Below are 15,518 nucleotides of genomic sequence, written 5' to 3' on the forward strand. Positions count from 1 at the left end.
TCCATGGTCAGGATCCTACCGACATATATGGCCAGACATAGCCCGCCACAAGCGAAGTGCCTGAGCCATATCCCGAAATTCGCGTGTTGCACCAAGGCCGTGCAGCCTTTAGGTCTTGGCAGCAATAGTGCCGGGAGCATAGAGCCGGCACGGAGGGACCCATCGCTCGAATGCGACCCAGGACAAGAACAATAGCGGCGCTGTTCTGGCTGTTTCTGGCCAGTGCCGCGGATGCCCAGACGCTGCTGGTCGGGGTCTCAGCGCCCCTGTCTGGACCATCGGCCATTCTCGGCAAGCAGATCGAGGCCGGCACCGGTCTGGCGGCCGAAGCGAACGGCATCGAACTCAAGACCGTGGATGACGCGTGCACCGCAGACGGCGGCGCTACTGCTGCCAGGGAATTCGCCGCCGCCAAGGTCAATATCGTGGTCGGCTTCCTCTGCACCGAGGCGATCGAGGCGGCGATGCCGATCCTGAAGGACGCCAACATTCCGGTCATCACCGTTGGCGTGCGAACCGAAAGCCTGACCGACCGCCGCGCCAAGACCGGCTGGCCGGTCTATCGCCTGGGGCCACGCGGCGACGATGAGCGCAACGCCATCGCGTCTGCCCTCATTCGTCTGTGGCAGAACGAGCTGTTTGCCATTATCGACGACGGCACCATCTACGGACGTGAGATCGCCGAGACGTTGCGGGCAGCGGCCGAACAGGCAGCGCTGAAACCTGTATTCGTCGACACGTTCCGGCCACAGCTCGACAATCAGATCGGCATGATCGGTCGGCTGAAGAAGGCCGGCGCCACGCATGTCTTTGCCGGTGGCGACGGCGACGACATCGCCATCATGGGCCGCGATGCCGCACAGCTTCAGGCGGGCATCGTCTTTGCCGGCGGCGAAAATCTGCGCACACCGCCAGGCGACGTGCCCTATGCCTTGGGCACACTGATGATCGCACCGCCGGAATGGGCCGATGTCGCCGACCCAAAAGTGCTGGCGGCCTTTGCCGCGCAGAAGATCGTGCCCGACGGCTATACGCTGCCGGCCTTTGCGGCGGTCGAAATCGCCAAAGCGGCGTCAGGCTTGTCCGGAAGCTCTGGTAAGCCGCTGACTGAAGCCCTGACCGGACATGATTTCACCACTGCGATCGGGCCGATCCGCTTTGATACAAAAGGCGATCTCAGCCAGAGCCCCTATCGCGTCTTCCGCTTCGATGGCACGCGCTTTGCGCCCTTGGAAAGCAACTGATGTTTCGCACCGGCCCACGCAACCTGATCACCGACGTTGCCGGCCTGCGCGTCGGCAATGCGTCCGACGCCAGGCTGAAGTCCGGCGTCACGACCGTGCTTTGCGATGCGACGACAGTGGCCGGCGTTCAGATCCTGGGCGGCGCGCCGGGCACCCGCGAGACCGACCTGCTCGAACCGCACAATTCCGTCGATGTGGTGCACGCCGTGGTGCTTTCTGGCGGTTCGGCTTTCGGCCTCGACGCGGCATCCGGCGTGCAGGCGGCGCTGCGTGAACGCGGCATCGGCCTGGAGGTCGGTGGTTTTCGCGTGCCGATCGTGCCGTCGGCGATCCTGTTCGACCTGCGCAATGGCGGCGACAAGGATTGGGGCCGTTATCCGCCCTACCGCGAGCTTGGCTATGAAGCCGCGCAAACCGCCACCGCCGATTTCCAGCTTGGCACGATTGGGGCCGGCACCGGCGCGCTCACTTCGGGGCTGAAAGGCGGCCTCGGCTCCGCCTCGACGCTGCTCGACAATGGCGTCACCGTCGGCGCGCTGGCCGCCATCAACCCGACCGGATCGGTAACAACAGGCCGAACCCGCCATTTCTGGGCGGCACCGTTCGAAATCGGCGACGAATTCGGTGGGCTTGGCTATCCCTCGCCGATGCCGGACGAGGCGAAGCAGATCCTTTTGAAATACCGCGACAAGCATTTTGGCCAGCAGACGGAGACCGGCGGCAACACAACTATCGCCGTCATTGCCACCGATGCAGTGCTCACAAAGGCTGCCGCCAAGCGCCTGGCGATATCGGCGCATGACGGGTTCGTACGCGCCATCTGGCCGACGCACACGCCGGCCGACGGCGACCTTGTCTTCGCGCTGGCGACGGGCACAAGCGGCATCGAACTCTCCGCCGATGCCGCAATCGATCTCTATGCTGCTGCCGGCGCCACGATGGCGCGGGCCATCAGCCGGGGCGTCTATGCGGCAACGCCTGCCGAAAACGATCTGTTTCCGGTCTGGTCGTCGCGCTTGGGGTGAAGCGAAGGGGTTGATCAGACCGGATCGGACTTTTCTTCCTCGAAGGTCACCGCGACATCGGAATTCGCGGACAGCCAGACCTTCTTGCCATCGACCTCGGCAATCAGGCTCAGGGGAATGTAGTGATGATGGCCCTTGTGAGCGCCCTCGCCGCTATCGGCCCTGGTCAGCTTGATGCGCTGGCCATCGACCTTGTCGACGGTGCCGACATGCACGCCATCGGCGCCGACGACTTCCATATGCTCACGAATTTTGCTGGTGTCGGTCATGGTGGTTCTCCATTGGGACTGCCGACCATAACAAATGACGGGCCGATTGGATGCATCGGCTTTCGCACCGCAGGACGTTTTGATTTCGTCGTGCTAGGGGATTGAGACGATCACGGGGGTGAAGACCGATGCGAATGCTCTTTCTGTTTGCCGTTGGCCTGCTTGCACAGTTTGCGACCTCGATCGCGGCTCATGCCGGCGATGTCGCCGAACTTGAAATCCTCGGCTTCACCAAGGACGGCAGCGTCTTTGCTTTCGAGGAATATGGCGTGCAGGATGGATCGGGCTTTCCCTATACCAACCGCTATTACATCGACACCAGCACCGACAGCTTTCTGAAGGGCACGCCGATCCGGGTCCGGCTTGAGGACGAGAATGCCAAACTGGACGCGGCGCGCCTTCAGGCCCGGCAAAAAGGCGAAGCCATTGTCAGTCAGGCCGAGCTCGACGCCAACCGCGGCATAACCGCGGGTTTCAACCCGGTGACCGAGCTTTCGGCCGATCCGCACCGGATGGCAGTCAACCCACGCCCGATCTTCTCTCCGGTCGACCCACCGCTCGAGTTCCGGCTGGACGAGCTCGGCATGAACAACACCGAGGGCTGCGAGAGCCAGGGCGAGATCAACGGCTTCCGGCTGCTGCGTATCGAGGCGCAGGATGGCGGCACCACCAAGTTGCTGCACGAGGACAAGGCGATACCGAAAAGCCGGGGTTGCCCGAACGGCTACCGCATCGGCGCCGTGCAGACCTTTTCGATTGACAGTCTCAGCGCCTATGCCGTGCTGATCGCGGTGCGCCAATACGGCTTTGAAGGCCCGGACTTTCGCTGGATCGCGGTGACCGGCCGGCTGTGACATCCCGTGCTCAACCCGCCGCGCGCGATCGTGCGCTGATCCGCCTTCGCCGCGCGATACCGACGCCGCGCACTGCGCTTTTCGGCGCCGTGTTGTGGGCCGTGACGATGGGCGCCAGCGCGCTCGTCACATTGTTTTTGGGCGACTGGGAGACGCCGGCGAAAATCCGCATTGTCACCGCGCTGTTTGCGGTGGGAGCTGCGCTGGCCTTCCCGATCGGCCTGTTCGCGGCGCGGCTGGTTTCACAGGGAAGGCGCTGGGAAGTCGCCTTCGCCGCGGCCTTCGTGTGCCTAGCCGCGGCGACGATCGGCCTGACCGCCGGGCTGTTTGCCCTGCAGTACCGCTCCTACTACGCCGAATGGCACGCCCCTGCTTTCACCCGCACCTGGGTCCTCCAGTTCGTCTTCACGACGTTGATTGCGCTCTACCAGTTCGTGGTGCTGGGCATCAGGCTCTATTTTCCAGTTGGTTTCATAGCTCTGTTTGCCGCGGGCGTCTGGTTTGCGCGCCAGCAGCGTTGAGCATTTTGCTCGCCTCTGTTAGGACGCGGGCAAACTTCTCGATATGTCAGGACTGACCGATGATCCCTCGCTATTCCCGGCCGGAAATGGTCGCCATCTGGTCGCCAGAAACCCGGTTCCGCATCTGGTTCGAGATCGAAGCCTATGCCTGCGACGCGTTGGCCGAACTCGGCGTCATCCCCAGGGAAGCGGCAAAAGCCATCTGGGAAAAGGGCGGCGCGGCAAAATTCGATGTCGAGGCGATCGACGAGATCGAGCGCGTCACCAAGCATGACGTCATCGCCTTCCTTACCCATCTCGCCGAATTCGTCGGACCAGACGCCCGCTTCATCCACCAGGGGATGACTTCGTCCGACGTTCTCGACACCTGTTTTGCCGTACAGCTTACCCGGGCCAGCGACATCCTGCTCGCCGACATCGATGGCCTGCTTGCCGCCCTCAAGCGCCGTGCCTTCGAGCACAAGGACACCGTCACCATCGGCCGCAGCCATGGCATCCATGCCGAGCCGACAACCTTCGGCGTCAAGCTGGCGCAGGCCTATGCCGAGTTCTCGCGCTGCCGCGAGCGGCTGGTGCACGCGCGGGAAGACATCGCCACCTGCGCGATTTCGGGCGCGGTCGGCACCTTCGCCAACATCGACCCCTATGTCGAGGAGCATGTGGCGGCAAAGCTCGGCCTGAAACCCGAGCCGGTGTCGACGCAAGTGATCCCGCGCGACCGCCACGCCATGTTCTTTGCCACGCTCGGCGTCATCGCGTCGTCGGTCGAGCGGCTGTCGATCGAGATAAGGCATTTGCAACGCACCGAAGTGCTGGAGGCGGAAGAGTATTTTTCGCCGGGCCAGAAGGGCTCGTCGGCCATGCCGCACAAGCGCAACCCGGTGCTGACCGAAAACCTCACCGGCCTTGCCCGCATGGTCCGTTCCATGGCGCTGCCGGCAATGGAGAATGTGGCGCTCTGGCACGAGCGCGACATCTCGCACTCCTCGGTCGAGCGCATGATCGGACCCGACGCCACGGTGACACTCGATTTCGCGCTGTCGCGGCTGACCGGCGTCATCGACAAGCTGCTCGTCTATCCCGACAACATGCTGAAGAACATGAACAAGTTCCGCGGCCTAGTACATTCGCAGCGCGTCATGCTGGCGCTGACGCAGGCGGGCCTGTCGCGCGAAGACTCCTACCGCCTGGTGCAGCGCAACGCCATGAGGGTGTGGGAGCAAGGCGCTGATTTCCTTGAGGAACTTTTGGCCGACAAGGAAGTGACCGCAGCGCTGCCGGAAGCCGAGATCCGCGAGAAATTCGACCTAGGCTATCACACCAAGCATGTCGACACGATCTTCAAGCGGGTGTTCGGCAAAGCCTGAGGACCGGAATAGAAAGAGGTCCGCTCGGCCATGGCCGAGCGGACCTTTTTTGTTTGATGCTCCTGAGGCCGGTCAGGCCTTGCCGGGAACAGTCCTGATCACCGTGCCCCACGGATCTTCGCGGGTCGTATCGCTGGTCACATTGTCCGAACGCATTTCGACCCAGGCCAGACCAGACCGGGTGGAATCGCGGCGGCCGGCGCCCGAACTCTGCCAGGCGTTGGCGCCGATGTGGTGGTGATAGCCGCCCGACGATAGGAACACCGCCTGGCCGCCATATTTGGCCACCGTGTCGAAGCCGAATTCCTGGTTCCACCAGGCTTCGGCTTCTTCCGGCCTGCCGACACGCAGGTGGACGTGGCCGACGATGCTGTTTTCCGGCGTACCCTGCCAGCCGGCATCACCCGCCGGCACTTCGGCAACAACGGACGGAATGTTCAGCCGTTCTGTCGCCATGGCAATCTTGTCGCCATTCCACTTCCAGTCCTGCGCACGGCGGTCGGCATAGATCTCGATGCCATTGCCTTCGGGATCGGTCAGGTACAGCGCTTCGCTGACCAGATGGTCGGAAGCGCCATCGATGGCGATCTTGTTTGATATTGCGTGGTTGATCCAGCGGCCGAGGTCGGCACGGCTGGGCAGCAGGAAGGCTGTGTGGAACAGGCCGGCGCTGCGCGGATCATCCGGCTTGGCCGAAGGATCGGCCTCGATGACCAGTAGCGGACGGTTGGCGGCGCCCAGGGTGATCGCGCCATCGGCACGGCTCAACTCCTGCAGACCGACGACGCTGCGATAATATGCGGCAAGGCTTTCCGCGTCGCGCGCCTTCAGCCCGACGCGGGCAACGCTGACCGGGGTGGTGGCGGCAAAAGGCAACTCGCTCATCAAATGCTCCGTTCGACCGGCTTGCGATGAAGCTCCCAAAGCGAGAAGCCCCACTCCGCCGATCATTGTACGTCGTGTCAGTTCCAAGGTCAGGATTCCCGCGCACGGCTGTTTCTTTTCCTGACCACAGATCGTCCATCGGCATCGTTCACACAAGACGCGAAGAAGCGAACATGGTGTTCACTATTGTGATCAAAAGTGGCGTTCCTGCTGGTTGCACGAAGCGATGCCGCTCGCTATCTCAGCGCCATGAAGGTCAGAGACGCAGATATCCTTATCGTGCCGGGCTACACCAATTCCGGCCCCGACCATTGGCAGAGCCGCTGGCAGTCCAAGCTGTCGACGGCGCGCCGCGTCGAACAGGCGGAGTGGTCGAAGCCGGTGCGCGAGGACTGGACGGCGAGCGTCGCCAGAGCGGTCAACGAGGCCGAGCGGCCGGTCGTCCTGGTGGCGCACTCGCTCGGCGTCGCCGCGGCGGTGCAAGCCATTCCGCAATTCCGCAAGCCGGTTGCCGGGGCCTTCTTCGTGGCACCACCCGATGTCGCCAATCCCGAGATCAGGCCCAGGCACCTGATGACCTTCGGCCCCTACCCGCGCGAGCCGCTGCCCTTTCCATCGATCGTGATCGCCAGCCGCAACGATCCGTTCTGCGCTTTCGAAGTCGCGGAGGATATCGCCGGCGCCTGGGGTTCGCTGTTCATCGATGCCGGTGAGACCGGTCATCTGAACGCGGATTCAGGCTTCGGGCCGTGGCCCGAAGGTTCAATGACCTTCGCCAAATTCCTGACGGATTTGAAACCCTGAGCGTCTTCAGGACCCGATCGAATCGCGGACGCTCTTGATCAGCGTTTTTGCCCCAAGCCCGATCAGCGAATGCTCGGAGCCCATGGCCAGCAGGCGATAGCCCATCGACACGACACGGCCGGCAATTGCCGGCTCGACAACGTAGATCGCCGCATGTTTGCCGGCCTTGCGGGTGCGCTCGGCCACCGATGCCACAGTCTCCATCATGCTTTCCAGCGTCGAATTGACCGTTGCGCCATTGCTCCAGGCGATCGAGAAATCCGATGGGCCGAGGAAGATGCCGTCGATGCCGGGCGTGTCGAGGATGCCGTCGAGCGCATCGAGGGCCGCACGCGTCTCGACCATGGCGAAGGCCATGGTGCGCTGGTTGGTGTCGCGCAGCCAGTCGGCCTGGTCGCCTTGGCCGTGGCGCGGAAAAGCATAAGTCGGACCCCATGAGCGCTCGCCGAGCGGCGGGTATTTCATGGCGGCGGCGAACAGTTTTGCGTCGGCAACCGAGTTCACCATCGGCGCGATGACCGCCTCGGCGCCGAAATCGAGCGCGCGGCTTGCCATGTCGAAACGGCCAACGGGAATGCGCACCAGCGCCGGCTTGCCGGTAGCGAGCACCGGCACCAGGCCACGCAGCACGCTGTCTTCGTGATGGCCGCCATGCTGCATGTCGAGCGTGACGGCATCGAAGCCCTGTTTGGCGACGATCTCGACGGTCAAGGCATCCGGCACGCCGGACCATGCGGTGAACAGCGTTTCGTCGGCCGCGAGGCGGGACTTCAGGGACATGGATACTTTCCTTGTTAATTCCGGCAGTTTCAGCCGGAAATCGCGACAAAGGCAAAGAAAAACCGCCCGGATAGGCCGGGCGGTCGATTGGTCCAGCGTATGCCGGGATCAGCGCATGGCCCGGATCAGGTGTTCTTGATCTGCTCGATCGCCTGCGCCATCAATTCGTCCATGGTGCGGCGGATCTGGTGGTCCGACTGCTCGACGCCGGCCGCGTCGAAATCCCCACGGATCTTGCGGAACACGTCGTGGTCGCCGGCTTCCTCAATGTCGGAGATAACCACTTCCTTGGCATAGGCGTCGGCATCAGCGCCGGACTTTCCGAGCTTTTCGGCGGCCCACAGGCCGAGCGCCTTGTTGCGGCGCGCCGAGGCCTTGAACCGAAGCTCCTCGTCGAATGCGAATTTACGCTCAAAGCCCTCTTCGCGGTCTTTCATGCTGCTCATGGCGTCCCTCCGGGTCAAATTCGATTCGTTGGCAGTGAATATGTGCGTTGCCAAAGCACAAACCAAAAGGTCGCGGGCCGGTCAATACGCTTCATCGCATGCTGCGCTGCGGCATTTCAGTCCCGAAAGCGGTTGATTGGAAGGATTTGCCGATTGAGCAAACGATGTGATTGGGATAGACCCGGCATTGAACCCTACCGTAGCCGCACTATTTCAGGCAGACGGACAGGAAATGGTCTGATACCGCCCTGTCCGGAACCCCAGAGAAAAATCCAGATGAAAAATCGCCGCCGCATTTATGAAGGCAAGGCCAAGATACTCTATGAGGGACCCGAACCGGGCACGCTTATCCAGTTCTTCAAGGATGATGCAACCGCGTTCAACAAGAAGAAGCACGAGGTCATCGACGGCAAGGGCGTCCTCAACAACCGCATTTCCGAGTATATTTTCAACCATTTGAACCGCATGGGCATTCCGACCCATTTCATCCGCCGGCTCAACATGCGCGAGCAGCTGATCAAGGAAGTCGAGATTATTCCGCTCGAAGTAGTGGTGCGCAATGTCGCCGCCGGTTCGCTGTCTAAGCGGCTCGGCATCGAGGAAGGCACCGTTTTGCCGCGCTCGATCATCGAATTCTATTACAAGGCCGACGCGCTCGACGATCCGATGGTGTCGGAAGAGCACATCACCGCGTTCGGCTGGGCGAGCCCGCAGGAGATCGACGACGTCATGGCGCTGGCCATCCGCGTCAACGACTTCCTCTCCGGCCTGTTCATGGGCGTTGGCATCCAGCTTGTCGACTTCAAGATCGAGTGCGGCCGCCTGTTCGAGGGCGACATGATGCGCATCGTCGTCGCCGACGAGATCTCGCCGGACTCCTGCCGCCTGTGGGACGTGGCGACGCAGGACAAGCTCGACAAGGATCGTTTCCGCCGCGACATGGGCGGCCTCGTCGAGGCCTACCAGGAAGTTGCCCGCCGCCTCGGCATCATGAACGAGAACGAGCCGCCGCGCCCGACCGGCCCGGTGCTTGTCGCCTCGACCGACGGCCTCAAAGGCAAGCCGCACTGATCGCGGCTTGCGACCCGAACTTTAGAACAGGAGCATGTCCAGCGTGATCAAGGCCCGCATTACCGTCACCCTCAAGAACGGCGTGCTCGACCCGCAGGGCAAGGCGATCGAACACGCATTGTCCGGCCTGGGGTTCGGCGGTGTCGGCACGGTGCGGCAGGGCAAGGTGTTCGACGTCGAGCTGGCGGAAAGCGACAAGGCCAAGGCCGAAGCCGACCTCAAGGCCATGTGCGACAAGCTGCTGGCGAATACGGTGATTGAGAATTATAGTGTGACGCTGGGGTAACGCCGATAGCGCCCGCCAGTTGGCGGGCGCTGATCCGGTCTAGATCGGGCGTGGACTGCGCGGCCTGCGAACCCACAGGTAGTAGATCGCGATTGCGCCAGCGATGATCACGAGCAGTTTGTAGAACATTCGTTTGACATCACCAAAGTCGAAAACCTTGTCGATCCCTTCGGGACTGGCCGGGTTTCGCAACAGCTCGATCTCAGTGCCGATCGACGTGGGCATCTTCATAAAAAAATCTCCGGCCACGTCAAACGAATACTCGCCACCACCCGGAGCGCGATAGGCGAGCTTTGCGGTTGGGATTTTCGTGATGCGCCAGGCGCCCTCTCCCGGCGCCGGGGTCAAAGGAGCCGTCGCGGCACCAGAAGAGCAATTGGCGCGCGACCGCTCTACCCAGTCGCGCCTGACCTTCACTTCCAGTACACACTGCATTCCGGTCTCAACCACGTCCGCTTTTTGCCGTTCCCAGGTGAACGTGTGAATGAAGCGGACGACGGCCGGCTTCATTGACGATGCGCCCAAAAAGAAAAGCGCTGCTGCCATCCCCGTCAGTAGGAGCTTTAACACGAAACGACCGAATGCCAGGCTCCGTTTCGTTCGCGCCATTGCCGCCAGTTGGACGGCTCTTACCCGAGGATCGTCGGAGAGCTGGCTCGGATCGCGCCCGTCGCCAATTGCGCGCCGCAGACCCACCAACACCATCATGTTGAACCACCCTACAAGAGTGACCATCAGAAGGTGCCAATGCAACCGATGAAAGGTGGTGTGATGGCTAGCAATGCAGGCGTTTGCGAAATCAATCCGAGATAAGCCGTGACGACCACCCGCGTTCCAGACGCCGTCCCCCGAAACAAGCGGCACCAACAAGAATGCCGTAAGGCCCGCTCCAGTCAGAAAAAGTGCGCGGTAAGCGCGAAAGCGTCTCTTGTAGGTAAAGACATCAATCGCATCCGATATGATCATCCCTGCGGAAATGACGCCGAGGCTGACTGAAATAATCGTGGTCACGAGAAACAGGCGCGTGAACGAGACGGCACAGGCGCCGAGGCTCGTATCGAGGGAAAGCCACTTTGAAAAAAGCTCCCCCGTGGAAGGGCGGGCGTCCCACATCAGCATGAATGCGAACGCGCCGAGCGACGCCACTATCGTCGCCGATACCCACATGGCGCGCCGAATGTCCTCGCGTTCTTTGATCTTGCCGTTGTCCACCGGAGTCTCAAGTCGTTTGCAGCCATCGTCCTTATGCTGCTGCAGACGTTAATATCCCGGATTCATACTGTATAAAAATCTTTAGAGAGCGTCTCGGACGCTTCAAAGACGAGCCGAGACTTGATCAATAGTGAGAACCCTGGTCCATCGTTGGGCTTTCCGCAGCTACAGATCTTGACCGCTGACATTGTTCCAGCGACTTCCGCGCGTTCACCGGAAAAGCGGCGTGACGTATGATTTGAACGAGCGTGAAGCTTTCCAAACGCAATCTCACGCAGGAAAGTGCTATCCTGAGCGTCGACTCGGCAGCGATGACCAAGAACGGGGCATTATTCTTTCTCTCGACAACGGTGTCTGGTTGACCAACCACGTTTCACCCCGGTATCTGGTTCAGATGCTCGAACGGGAATTGCCATGAAATCAGCCGTTGTCCTCCTGCCCGGCCTCAACCGCGACCGCGACATGATCGCGGCGCTGACCAAGATTTCGGGAACGCCGCCGGTCACCGTCTGGCAAACCGACACCGAAATCCCCGATGTCGACCTGATCGCCATTCCGGGCGGCTTTTCCTTCGGCGACTATCTGCGCTGCGGCGCGATCGCGGCGCGCATGCCGGTCATGCGGGCGGTGGCCGAAAAAGCGGCCGCCGGCGTTACGGTCATCGGCGTCTGCAACGGTTTCCAGATCCTGGTCGAGGCCGGCCTGTTGCCGGGCGCCTTGATGCGCAACACCTCGCTGAAATTCGTCTGCCGGCAGGTGAAGCTCGAGATCACCAATGCCAACACCATGTTCACCCGCCGCTATCAGCCGGGCCAGATCATTCGCTCGCCGGTCGCGCATCATGACGGCAATTATTTCGCCGACGCCGACACGCTTGCCCGAATCGAAGGCGAAGGCCAGGTGGTGTTCCGCTATGCCGAGGGCACCAACCCTAACGGCTCGATCAACGACATTGCCGGCATCGTCAACAGCCAAGGCAATGTGCTCGGGCTGATGCCGCATCCGGAAAACCTGATCGAAGCAGCCCATGGCGGTACCGACGGCCGCGGACTGTTCGAGAGCGCCCTCGGCATCGCTGCCTGACGATATCGAAGCGAACAGCTTGAAAACAGCCGGACATTCCTGTCTCTTTGGAGCAAGTCTGGTTCATTGGGGAGAGAGACGGTCATGAAACTCTATTCGCGGCCGTTGTCGCCCTACTCGTCGATCGTGCGGGCATTGGCCTACATCAAGGACGTACCACTCAAGATCATCGCGCCGCCGCCCGGTTTTCCCATCCCGGAAGAGTTTCGCGCCATCTCACCGATGAACCGGATTCCGGTGCTGATCACCGGCTCGGGCGAGACGATCGTCGAATCGGTGGTCATCGCCGAATATCTCGAGGAACGGTTTCCGGAACCGGCGCTGCTGCCGCCCGATTCCAAGGATCGCGCGCTGGTGCGTATGTTCGCCCGCATCACCGATCTCGATGTGCTGACCCCGATGATGAAGCTTTTCGAGCTTCATTTCGTGCCGAAGCGCAACAATGTCGAGATCGACGCCCAATTTGCCCGCCTGCATCATGGACTGGCGGCGATCGAGGCGCGCATGGCGCAAGGGCCCTTCGCACTCGGCGACGACATCAGCTTCGCCGATGCCTGGCTGACGCCGACACGGTTCATCTTCAACAATTTCCGCGCCATGACGGGACGCCACGACCTGCTCGACGCCTATCCCAAATTCGACGCCTACCAGCAGATCGCCTCGCAACATCCGGCATTGTCGCGTGTGTGGGGCGAGATGACCGATGGTTTGAAGATTTTTCTGTCCGAACTCGAGATGGGTGCCGCTTGATCAGACGCAAGACGATCGCGCTGGTCGCCGCGGCGGGCTTTGTGCTGGCATCCTGCCAGTCGACGCCAAAGAGCACGCCTGTCCCTTCGGGCAAAAGTGCCTCGCTGCTGGCCATGGAACAAGTGGCGATCGCTGCCCATAAATGCTGGATTGCCAGCAAGGACCCGGCCTTCAAACCGTATCAGATGGCCAATGAACTGAACTCGTTCAGCGGCACGCCGCGTTTCCTGCTGGTGCCGGCCAAGCACTATGGCGGCAAACCGCTGCTGGTCGTGCAGGCGCAAGGCAATTCGAGCCGCGTCGACGTGTTCGGACCGCTGATGAACGATCCGCTCGGCGCCCGCATCAGTTCCGACATCACCCGCTGGCAGGCCGGCAATCGGGCCTGCGCCGCGACGGCCTAGCCCATGGGCCGGTTCCTGCAGATTGTGGGACTGGTCGTCGGTCTCGCCGGGCTCATCCTGCAGTTCTGCATCAGCATTCCGGCGTCGATGGAAGCCGGCCGCAGCCTGCTCGGCTCCATCATTTTCGTCTTCAGCTTCTTCACCATCCTGACCAACATCGGCGCGGTGCTGGTTCATACCTCGCTGCTGTCTCCCTCCGGCTATGCGTGGTTGCCCGCCTTCGCCGGGCCGCGAATGCGCGCGGGCGTGGCGGTTTCGATCGCGCTGGTGTTCATCGTCTATGCCACGGTTCTGGCACGGCTCTGGCAGCCGCAGGGCCTGTTCCTGCTCTGCGACGTCCTGCTGCATTATGTGACGCCGGTGCTGTTCGTGCTGTGGTGGCTGATCGCAGGCGCTGACGGCAGGACGCGCTGGAGCGACATTTCCTGGTGGGTGATCTATCCCATCGCTTATCTGGTCTATGCGCTGGTGCGGGCGCCGTTTGCCGGCGAGGTGCCCTACCCTTTCCTGGACATCGCCAAGAACGGCGCGACCAGCGTCGTCATCTCAGCCGCAGCCATCACCGGACTTTTCCTCGTGCTGTGCGTGGTCGCCGTCCTTGCGGACCATGCCGTTGCACGCACCAGGGCATCAAAACTCGGTTAGCTTTCAGTCCCAGAACGGCCTGATGCCCTCGCGGTGAGCATCGCAGCGTGTGACGCCGATATCCTTGAGCTGATCATCGGTCATTTCCAGCAGCGCCAGCCGGCTGCGGCGGCGCTCCAACAGATGGTCGATCCATCTCGCCAGCGATCTGACCAGACGCACCAGACGGCTGACAAAGCCGCTCCGGTCTGATGGACGTGTCGATTGGCCAGATAAACCGGCTCTCGAGTGACGGATTGTAGCGATTGTATCCATTATCGTTCTACCAGAATTCCAAATTGTACCCTTTTTGGCACGCAATCGATATGGATTGACTCATGTGTAGGTGCAATATAGAAACTTGTCACCATGACAAATTGGCTCCCCGATCTCACTGCCGGCTCCGGCCCGCTGTATCAGCGGCTGGCGGATTCCATCGAGACGGACATCGATCGGGGGGTGATCGATGCCGGCGCAAAGCTGCCGCCGCAGCGCGACCTCGCCTACGACATCGGCACCACCGTCGGCACGGTCGGCCGGGCCTATCAATTGCTGCGCGAGCGTGGGCTGGTGAGCGGCGAAGTCGGGCGTGGAACCTATGTGCTCGGCCAGCGCGCGAAGCCGGATTTTCCGGCTCCGGACGTCGGCGGCGAAGGCACGCGCTATATCGATGCGCCTAAGGGCAAGCTGCGTTTCGACAGCACCGCAGCACCTGATATCGGCCAAGGCGACATTGTCGCCGGTGTCCTGTCGCGCACGGCGCAGGACCATCCGCATGAGATCTCGAGCTACACCAGGGATTTCCCCGAACGATGGTACGAAGCCGGCGCCCGCTGGCTGTCGCGCAATTCCTTTCGCCCGGATGCCGACACCATTGTCCCCACGCTCGGCACCCATGCCGCGGTGATGGCGGCGATCGCGGCGCTCACCATGCCTGGCGACTATGTTGCCTTCGAGCACCTCACCTACTCACAGGTTTCCCGCAGCGCCGGCTTGATCGGCAGGCGCACCGCGTTGGTGGCATCGGACGATGAAGGCATCGATCCGCAGGATTTCGAGCGCGTCTGCGCGCAAAAGCATCCCAAGATGATCTTCCTGATGCCGACGGCGCAGAATCCGACGCTGGCCACCTTGTCGGCGGCACGCCGCGAGGCGATCGCCCATGTCGCACGCGAATACAACGTCGTCCTCATCGAGGATGATCTCTATGGCAATCTGACCGATGATCCGACGCCCTTACTGGCCGAATATGCGCCTGAACGCACCATTGTCGCCGGCGGCCTGTCGAAGTCGGTCGCAGCCGGCGTGCGCGGCGGCTGGCTTTCCTGCCCGCCCGCCTACCGCCACCGCATCCGTGTCGCCCACAAGATGATAACGGGCGGCATGCCCTTCCTGCTGGCGGAGGTGAATACAAGGCTGGTGCTGTCCGGCCAGGCGGATGAGATACGCAAGCGTAGCATCGCCGAAATCGGCGCCCGCATCGCCATCGTGCGCGAGACTTTGGCCGGCTTCGCGTTCAAGTCGCATGACGGGGTGCCCTTTGTCTGGCTAACCCTCCCCGACCCCTGGCTTTCCGGCACCTTCAAGAACGCCTGCCTTGAGCACGGCGTGCTGATCGACGACGAGGACGAATTCAAGGCCGGCCGTTCCGAGCAGGTTTTCCATGGCGTCCGCTTTGGCGTTTCGCAGCCGAGGCAGCGCGGGGATATCGCTGAAGGCGTTGCGGTGATCCGGCGACTTCTCGATGAAGGCCGCGCCGGCTACGACAGCTTCTCCTGACACTGCGTGGCTTTGTCCGGTTTTCCGTCGTTTTTCGTCAATCCATGGGTGTATCGGCCGCAAGGCTTGCGATAAGACGGGACTCAAAATCCCAACGTCCCGGATAAAAATCGC

At 61.9% G+C, this 15,518-nt stretch carries 19 protein-coding genes; 13 read left to right on the forward strand and 6 right to left on the reverse strand.

Going from position 1 to position 15,518, the window contains the following annotated elements; translation table 11 throughout:
• Positions 1-170 precede the first annotated feature (170 nt).
• Both MESCI2_RS0112885 and MESCI2_RS0112890 read left to right on the forward strand, forming a co-directional pair.
• Entirely contained in the window at positions 171-1,244 is a 1,074-nt protein-coding gene (locus MESCI2_RS0112885) for a branched-chain amino acid ABC transporter substrate-binding protein (RefSeq protein ID WP_027036963.1), read from the forward strand.
• Entirely contained in the window at positions 1,244-2,269 is a 1,026-nt protein-coding gene (locus tag MESCI2_RS0112890) for a P1 family peptidase (protein ID WP_027036964.1), read from the forward strand. The genes MESCI2_RS0112885 and MESCI2_RS0112890 overlap by 1 nt, the downstream gene beginning before the upstream one ends.
• Before the next feature lie 14 nt (positions 2,270-2,283).
• On the opposite strand, the gene MESCI2_RS0112895 is transcribed toward MESCI2_RS0112890, so the two are convergent.
• The gene (locus MESCI2_RS0112895; RefSeq protein WP_027036965.1) at positions 2,284-2,538 is read right to left on the reverse strand and encodes a DUF2171 domain-containing protein; all 255 of its coding nucleotides are present in this window, start codon (positions 2,536-2,538) and stop codon (positions 2,284-2,286) included.
• 128 nt (positions 2,539-2,666) lie between these two features.
• On the opposite strand from MESCI2_RS0112895, the gene MESCI2_RS0112900 reads away from it, so the two are divergent.
• Genes MESCI2_RS0112900 through purB form a run of 3 tightly spaced genes read left to right on the forward strand, consistent with a single transcriptional unit; the run spans position 2,667 to position 5,280 of the window.
• A complete protein-coding gene (locus tag MESCI2_RS0112900) occupies positions 2,667-3,392 on the forward strand; it encodes a DUF2259 domain-containing protein (protein WP_027036966.1) in 726 nt (241 codons plus the stop codon).
• Positions 3,393-3,448: 56 nt separating this feature from the next.
• A complete protein-coding gene (locus MESCI2_RS0112905; protein ID WP_050596557.1) occupies positions 3,449-3,913 on the forward strand; it encodes a hypothetical protein in 465 nt (154 codons plus the stop codon).
• A gap of 59 nt (positions 3,914-3,972) precedes the next feature.
• Complete coding sequence (purB, locus tag MESCI2_RS0112910; protein WP_027036968.1) at positions 3,973-5,280, forward strand: adenylosuccinate lyase; 1,308 nt, start codon at positions 3,973-3,975, stop codon at positions 5,278-5,280.
• Positions 5,281-5,352: 72 nt separating this feature from the next.
• Here purB and MESCI2_RS0112915 read toward each other — a convergent pair whose 3' ends face one another.
• A complete protein-coding gene (locus MESCI2_RS0112915; protein ID WP_027036969.1) occupies positions 5,353-6,165 on the reverse strand; it encodes a VOC family protein in 813 nt (270 codons plus the stop codon).
• 249 nt (positions 6,166-6,414) lie between these two features.
• On the opposite strand from MESCI2_RS0112915, the gene MESCI2_RS0112920 reads away from it, so the two are divergent.
• Complete coding sequence (locus MESCI2_RS0112920) at positions 6,415-6,969, forward strand: RBBP9/YdeN family alpha/beta hydrolase (protein WP_027036970.1); 555 nt, start codon at positions 6,415-6,417, stop codon at positions 6,967-6,969.
• Positions 6,970-6,975: 6 nt separating this feature from the next.
• Here MESCI2_RS0112920 and MESCI2_RS0112925 read toward each other — a convergent pair whose 3' ends face one another.
• Positions 6,976-7,749, reverse strand: a complete 774-nt coding sequence (locus tag MESCI2_RS0112925) for an HpcH/HpaI aldolase family protein (RefSeq protein WP_027036971.1) — start codon at positions 7,747-7,749, stop codon at positions 6,976-6,978.
• A gap of 125 nt (positions 7,750-7,874) precedes the next feature.
• On the reverse strand, positions 7,875-8,195 hold the full coding sequence (locus MESCI2_RS0112930; RefSeq protein WP_013532126.1) for a DUF1476 domain-containing protein: 321 nt from the start codon (positions 8,193-8,195) through the stop codon (positions 7,875-7,877).
• A gap of 276 nt (positions 8,196-8,471) precedes the next feature.
• Here MESCI2_RS0112930 and purC point away from each other — a divergent pair, with 276 nt between their 5' ends.
• Together purC and purS are read left to right on the forward strand one after the other, a co-directional pair.
• Complete coding sequence (purC, locus tag MESCI2_RS0112935) at positions 8,472-9,266, forward strand: phosphoribosylaminoimidazolesuccinocarboxamide synthase (protein WP_013532127.1); 795 nt, start codon at positions 8,472-8,474, stop codon at positions 9,264-9,266.
• A 43-nt stretch (positions 9,267-9,309) separates the two neighbouring features.
• Complete coding sequence (gene purS, locus MESCI2_RS0112940; protein ID WP_027036972.1) at positions 9,310-9,552, forward strand: phosphoribosylformylglycinamidine synthase subunit PurS; 243 nt, start codon at positions 9,310-9,312, stop codon at positions 9,550-9,552.
• 39 nt (positions 9,553-9,591) lie between these two features.
• Here purS and MESCI2_RS0112945 read toward each other — a convergent pair whose 3' ends face one another.
• Complete coding sequence (locus tag MESCI2_RS0112945) at positions 9,592-10,764, reverse strand: hypothetical protein (RefSeq protein ID WP_027036973.1); 1,173 nt, start codon at positions 10,762-10,764, stop codon at positions 9,592-9,594.
• A gap of 414 nt (positions 10,765-11,178) precedes the next feature.
• On the opposite strand from MESCI2_RS0112945, the gene purQ reads away from it, so the two are divergent.
• The 4 genes from purQ to MESCI2_RS0112965 all read left to right on the forward strand — a co-directional run bounded on the left by purQ (position 11,179) and on the right by MESCI2_RS0112965 (position 13,646).
• Positions 11,179-11,847 (forward strand): phosphoribosylformylglycinamidine synthase subunit PurQ, encoded by a 669-nt coding sequence (purQ, locus tag MESCI2_RS0112950; RefSeq protein ID WP_027036974.1) that lies wholly within the window; start codon positions 11,179-11,181, stop codon positions 11,845-11,847.
• Between the two features lie 84 nt (positions 11,848-11,931).
• Positions 11,932-12,597, forward strand: coding sequence for a glutathione S-transferase family protein (locus MESCI2_RS0112955; protein WP_027036975.1), 666 nt, complete (start codon positions 11,932-11,934; stop codon positions 12,595-12,597).
• Positions 12,594-13,001: a hypothetical protein gene (locus MESCI2_RS0112960; RefSeq protein ID WP_027036976.1), complete on the forward strand. Its 408-nt coding sequence runs from the start codon at positions 12,594-12,596 to the stop codon at positions 12,999-13,001. The genes MESCI2_RS0112955 and MESCI2_RS0112960 overlap by 4 nt, the downstream gene beginning before the upstream one ends.
• 3 nt (positions 13,002-13,004) lie before the next feature.
• Positions 13,005-13,646, forward strand: coding sequence for a Pr6Pr family membrane protein (locus tag MESCI2_RS0112965; RefSeq protein WP_027036977.1), 642 nt, complete (start codon positions 13,005-13,007; stop codon positions 13,644-13,646).
• A 3-nt stretch (positions 13,647-13,649) separates the two neighbouring features.
• Here the strand turns inward: MESCI2_RS0112965 and MESCI2_RS0112970 are convergent, their stop codons facing one another.
• Positions 13,650-13,901, reverse strand: coding sequence for a DUF1127 domain-containing protein (locus MESCI2_RS0112970; protein ID WP_027036978.1), 252 nt, complete (start codon positions 13,899-13,901; stop codon positions 13,650-13,652).
• A gap of 93 nt (positions 13,902-13,994) precedes the next feature.
• Here MESCI2_RS0112970 and MESCI2_RS0112975 point away from each other — a divergent pair, with 93 nt between their 5' ends.
• Entirely contained in the window at positions 13,995-15,404 is a 1,410-nt protein-coding gene (locus tag MESCI2_RS0112975) for a PLP-dependent aminotransferase family protein (RefSeq protein ID WP_027036979.1), read from the forward strand.
• Positions 15,405-15,518 lie beyond the last annotated feature (114 nt).

It is taken from the genome of Mesorhizobium ciceri WSM4083 (assembly GCF_000519305.1).
In the GTDB taxonomy this organism is placed as follows: domain Bacteria; phylum Pseudomonadota; class Alphaproteobacteria; order Rhizobiales; family Rhizobiaceae; genus Mesorhizobium; species Mesorhizobium ciceri_B.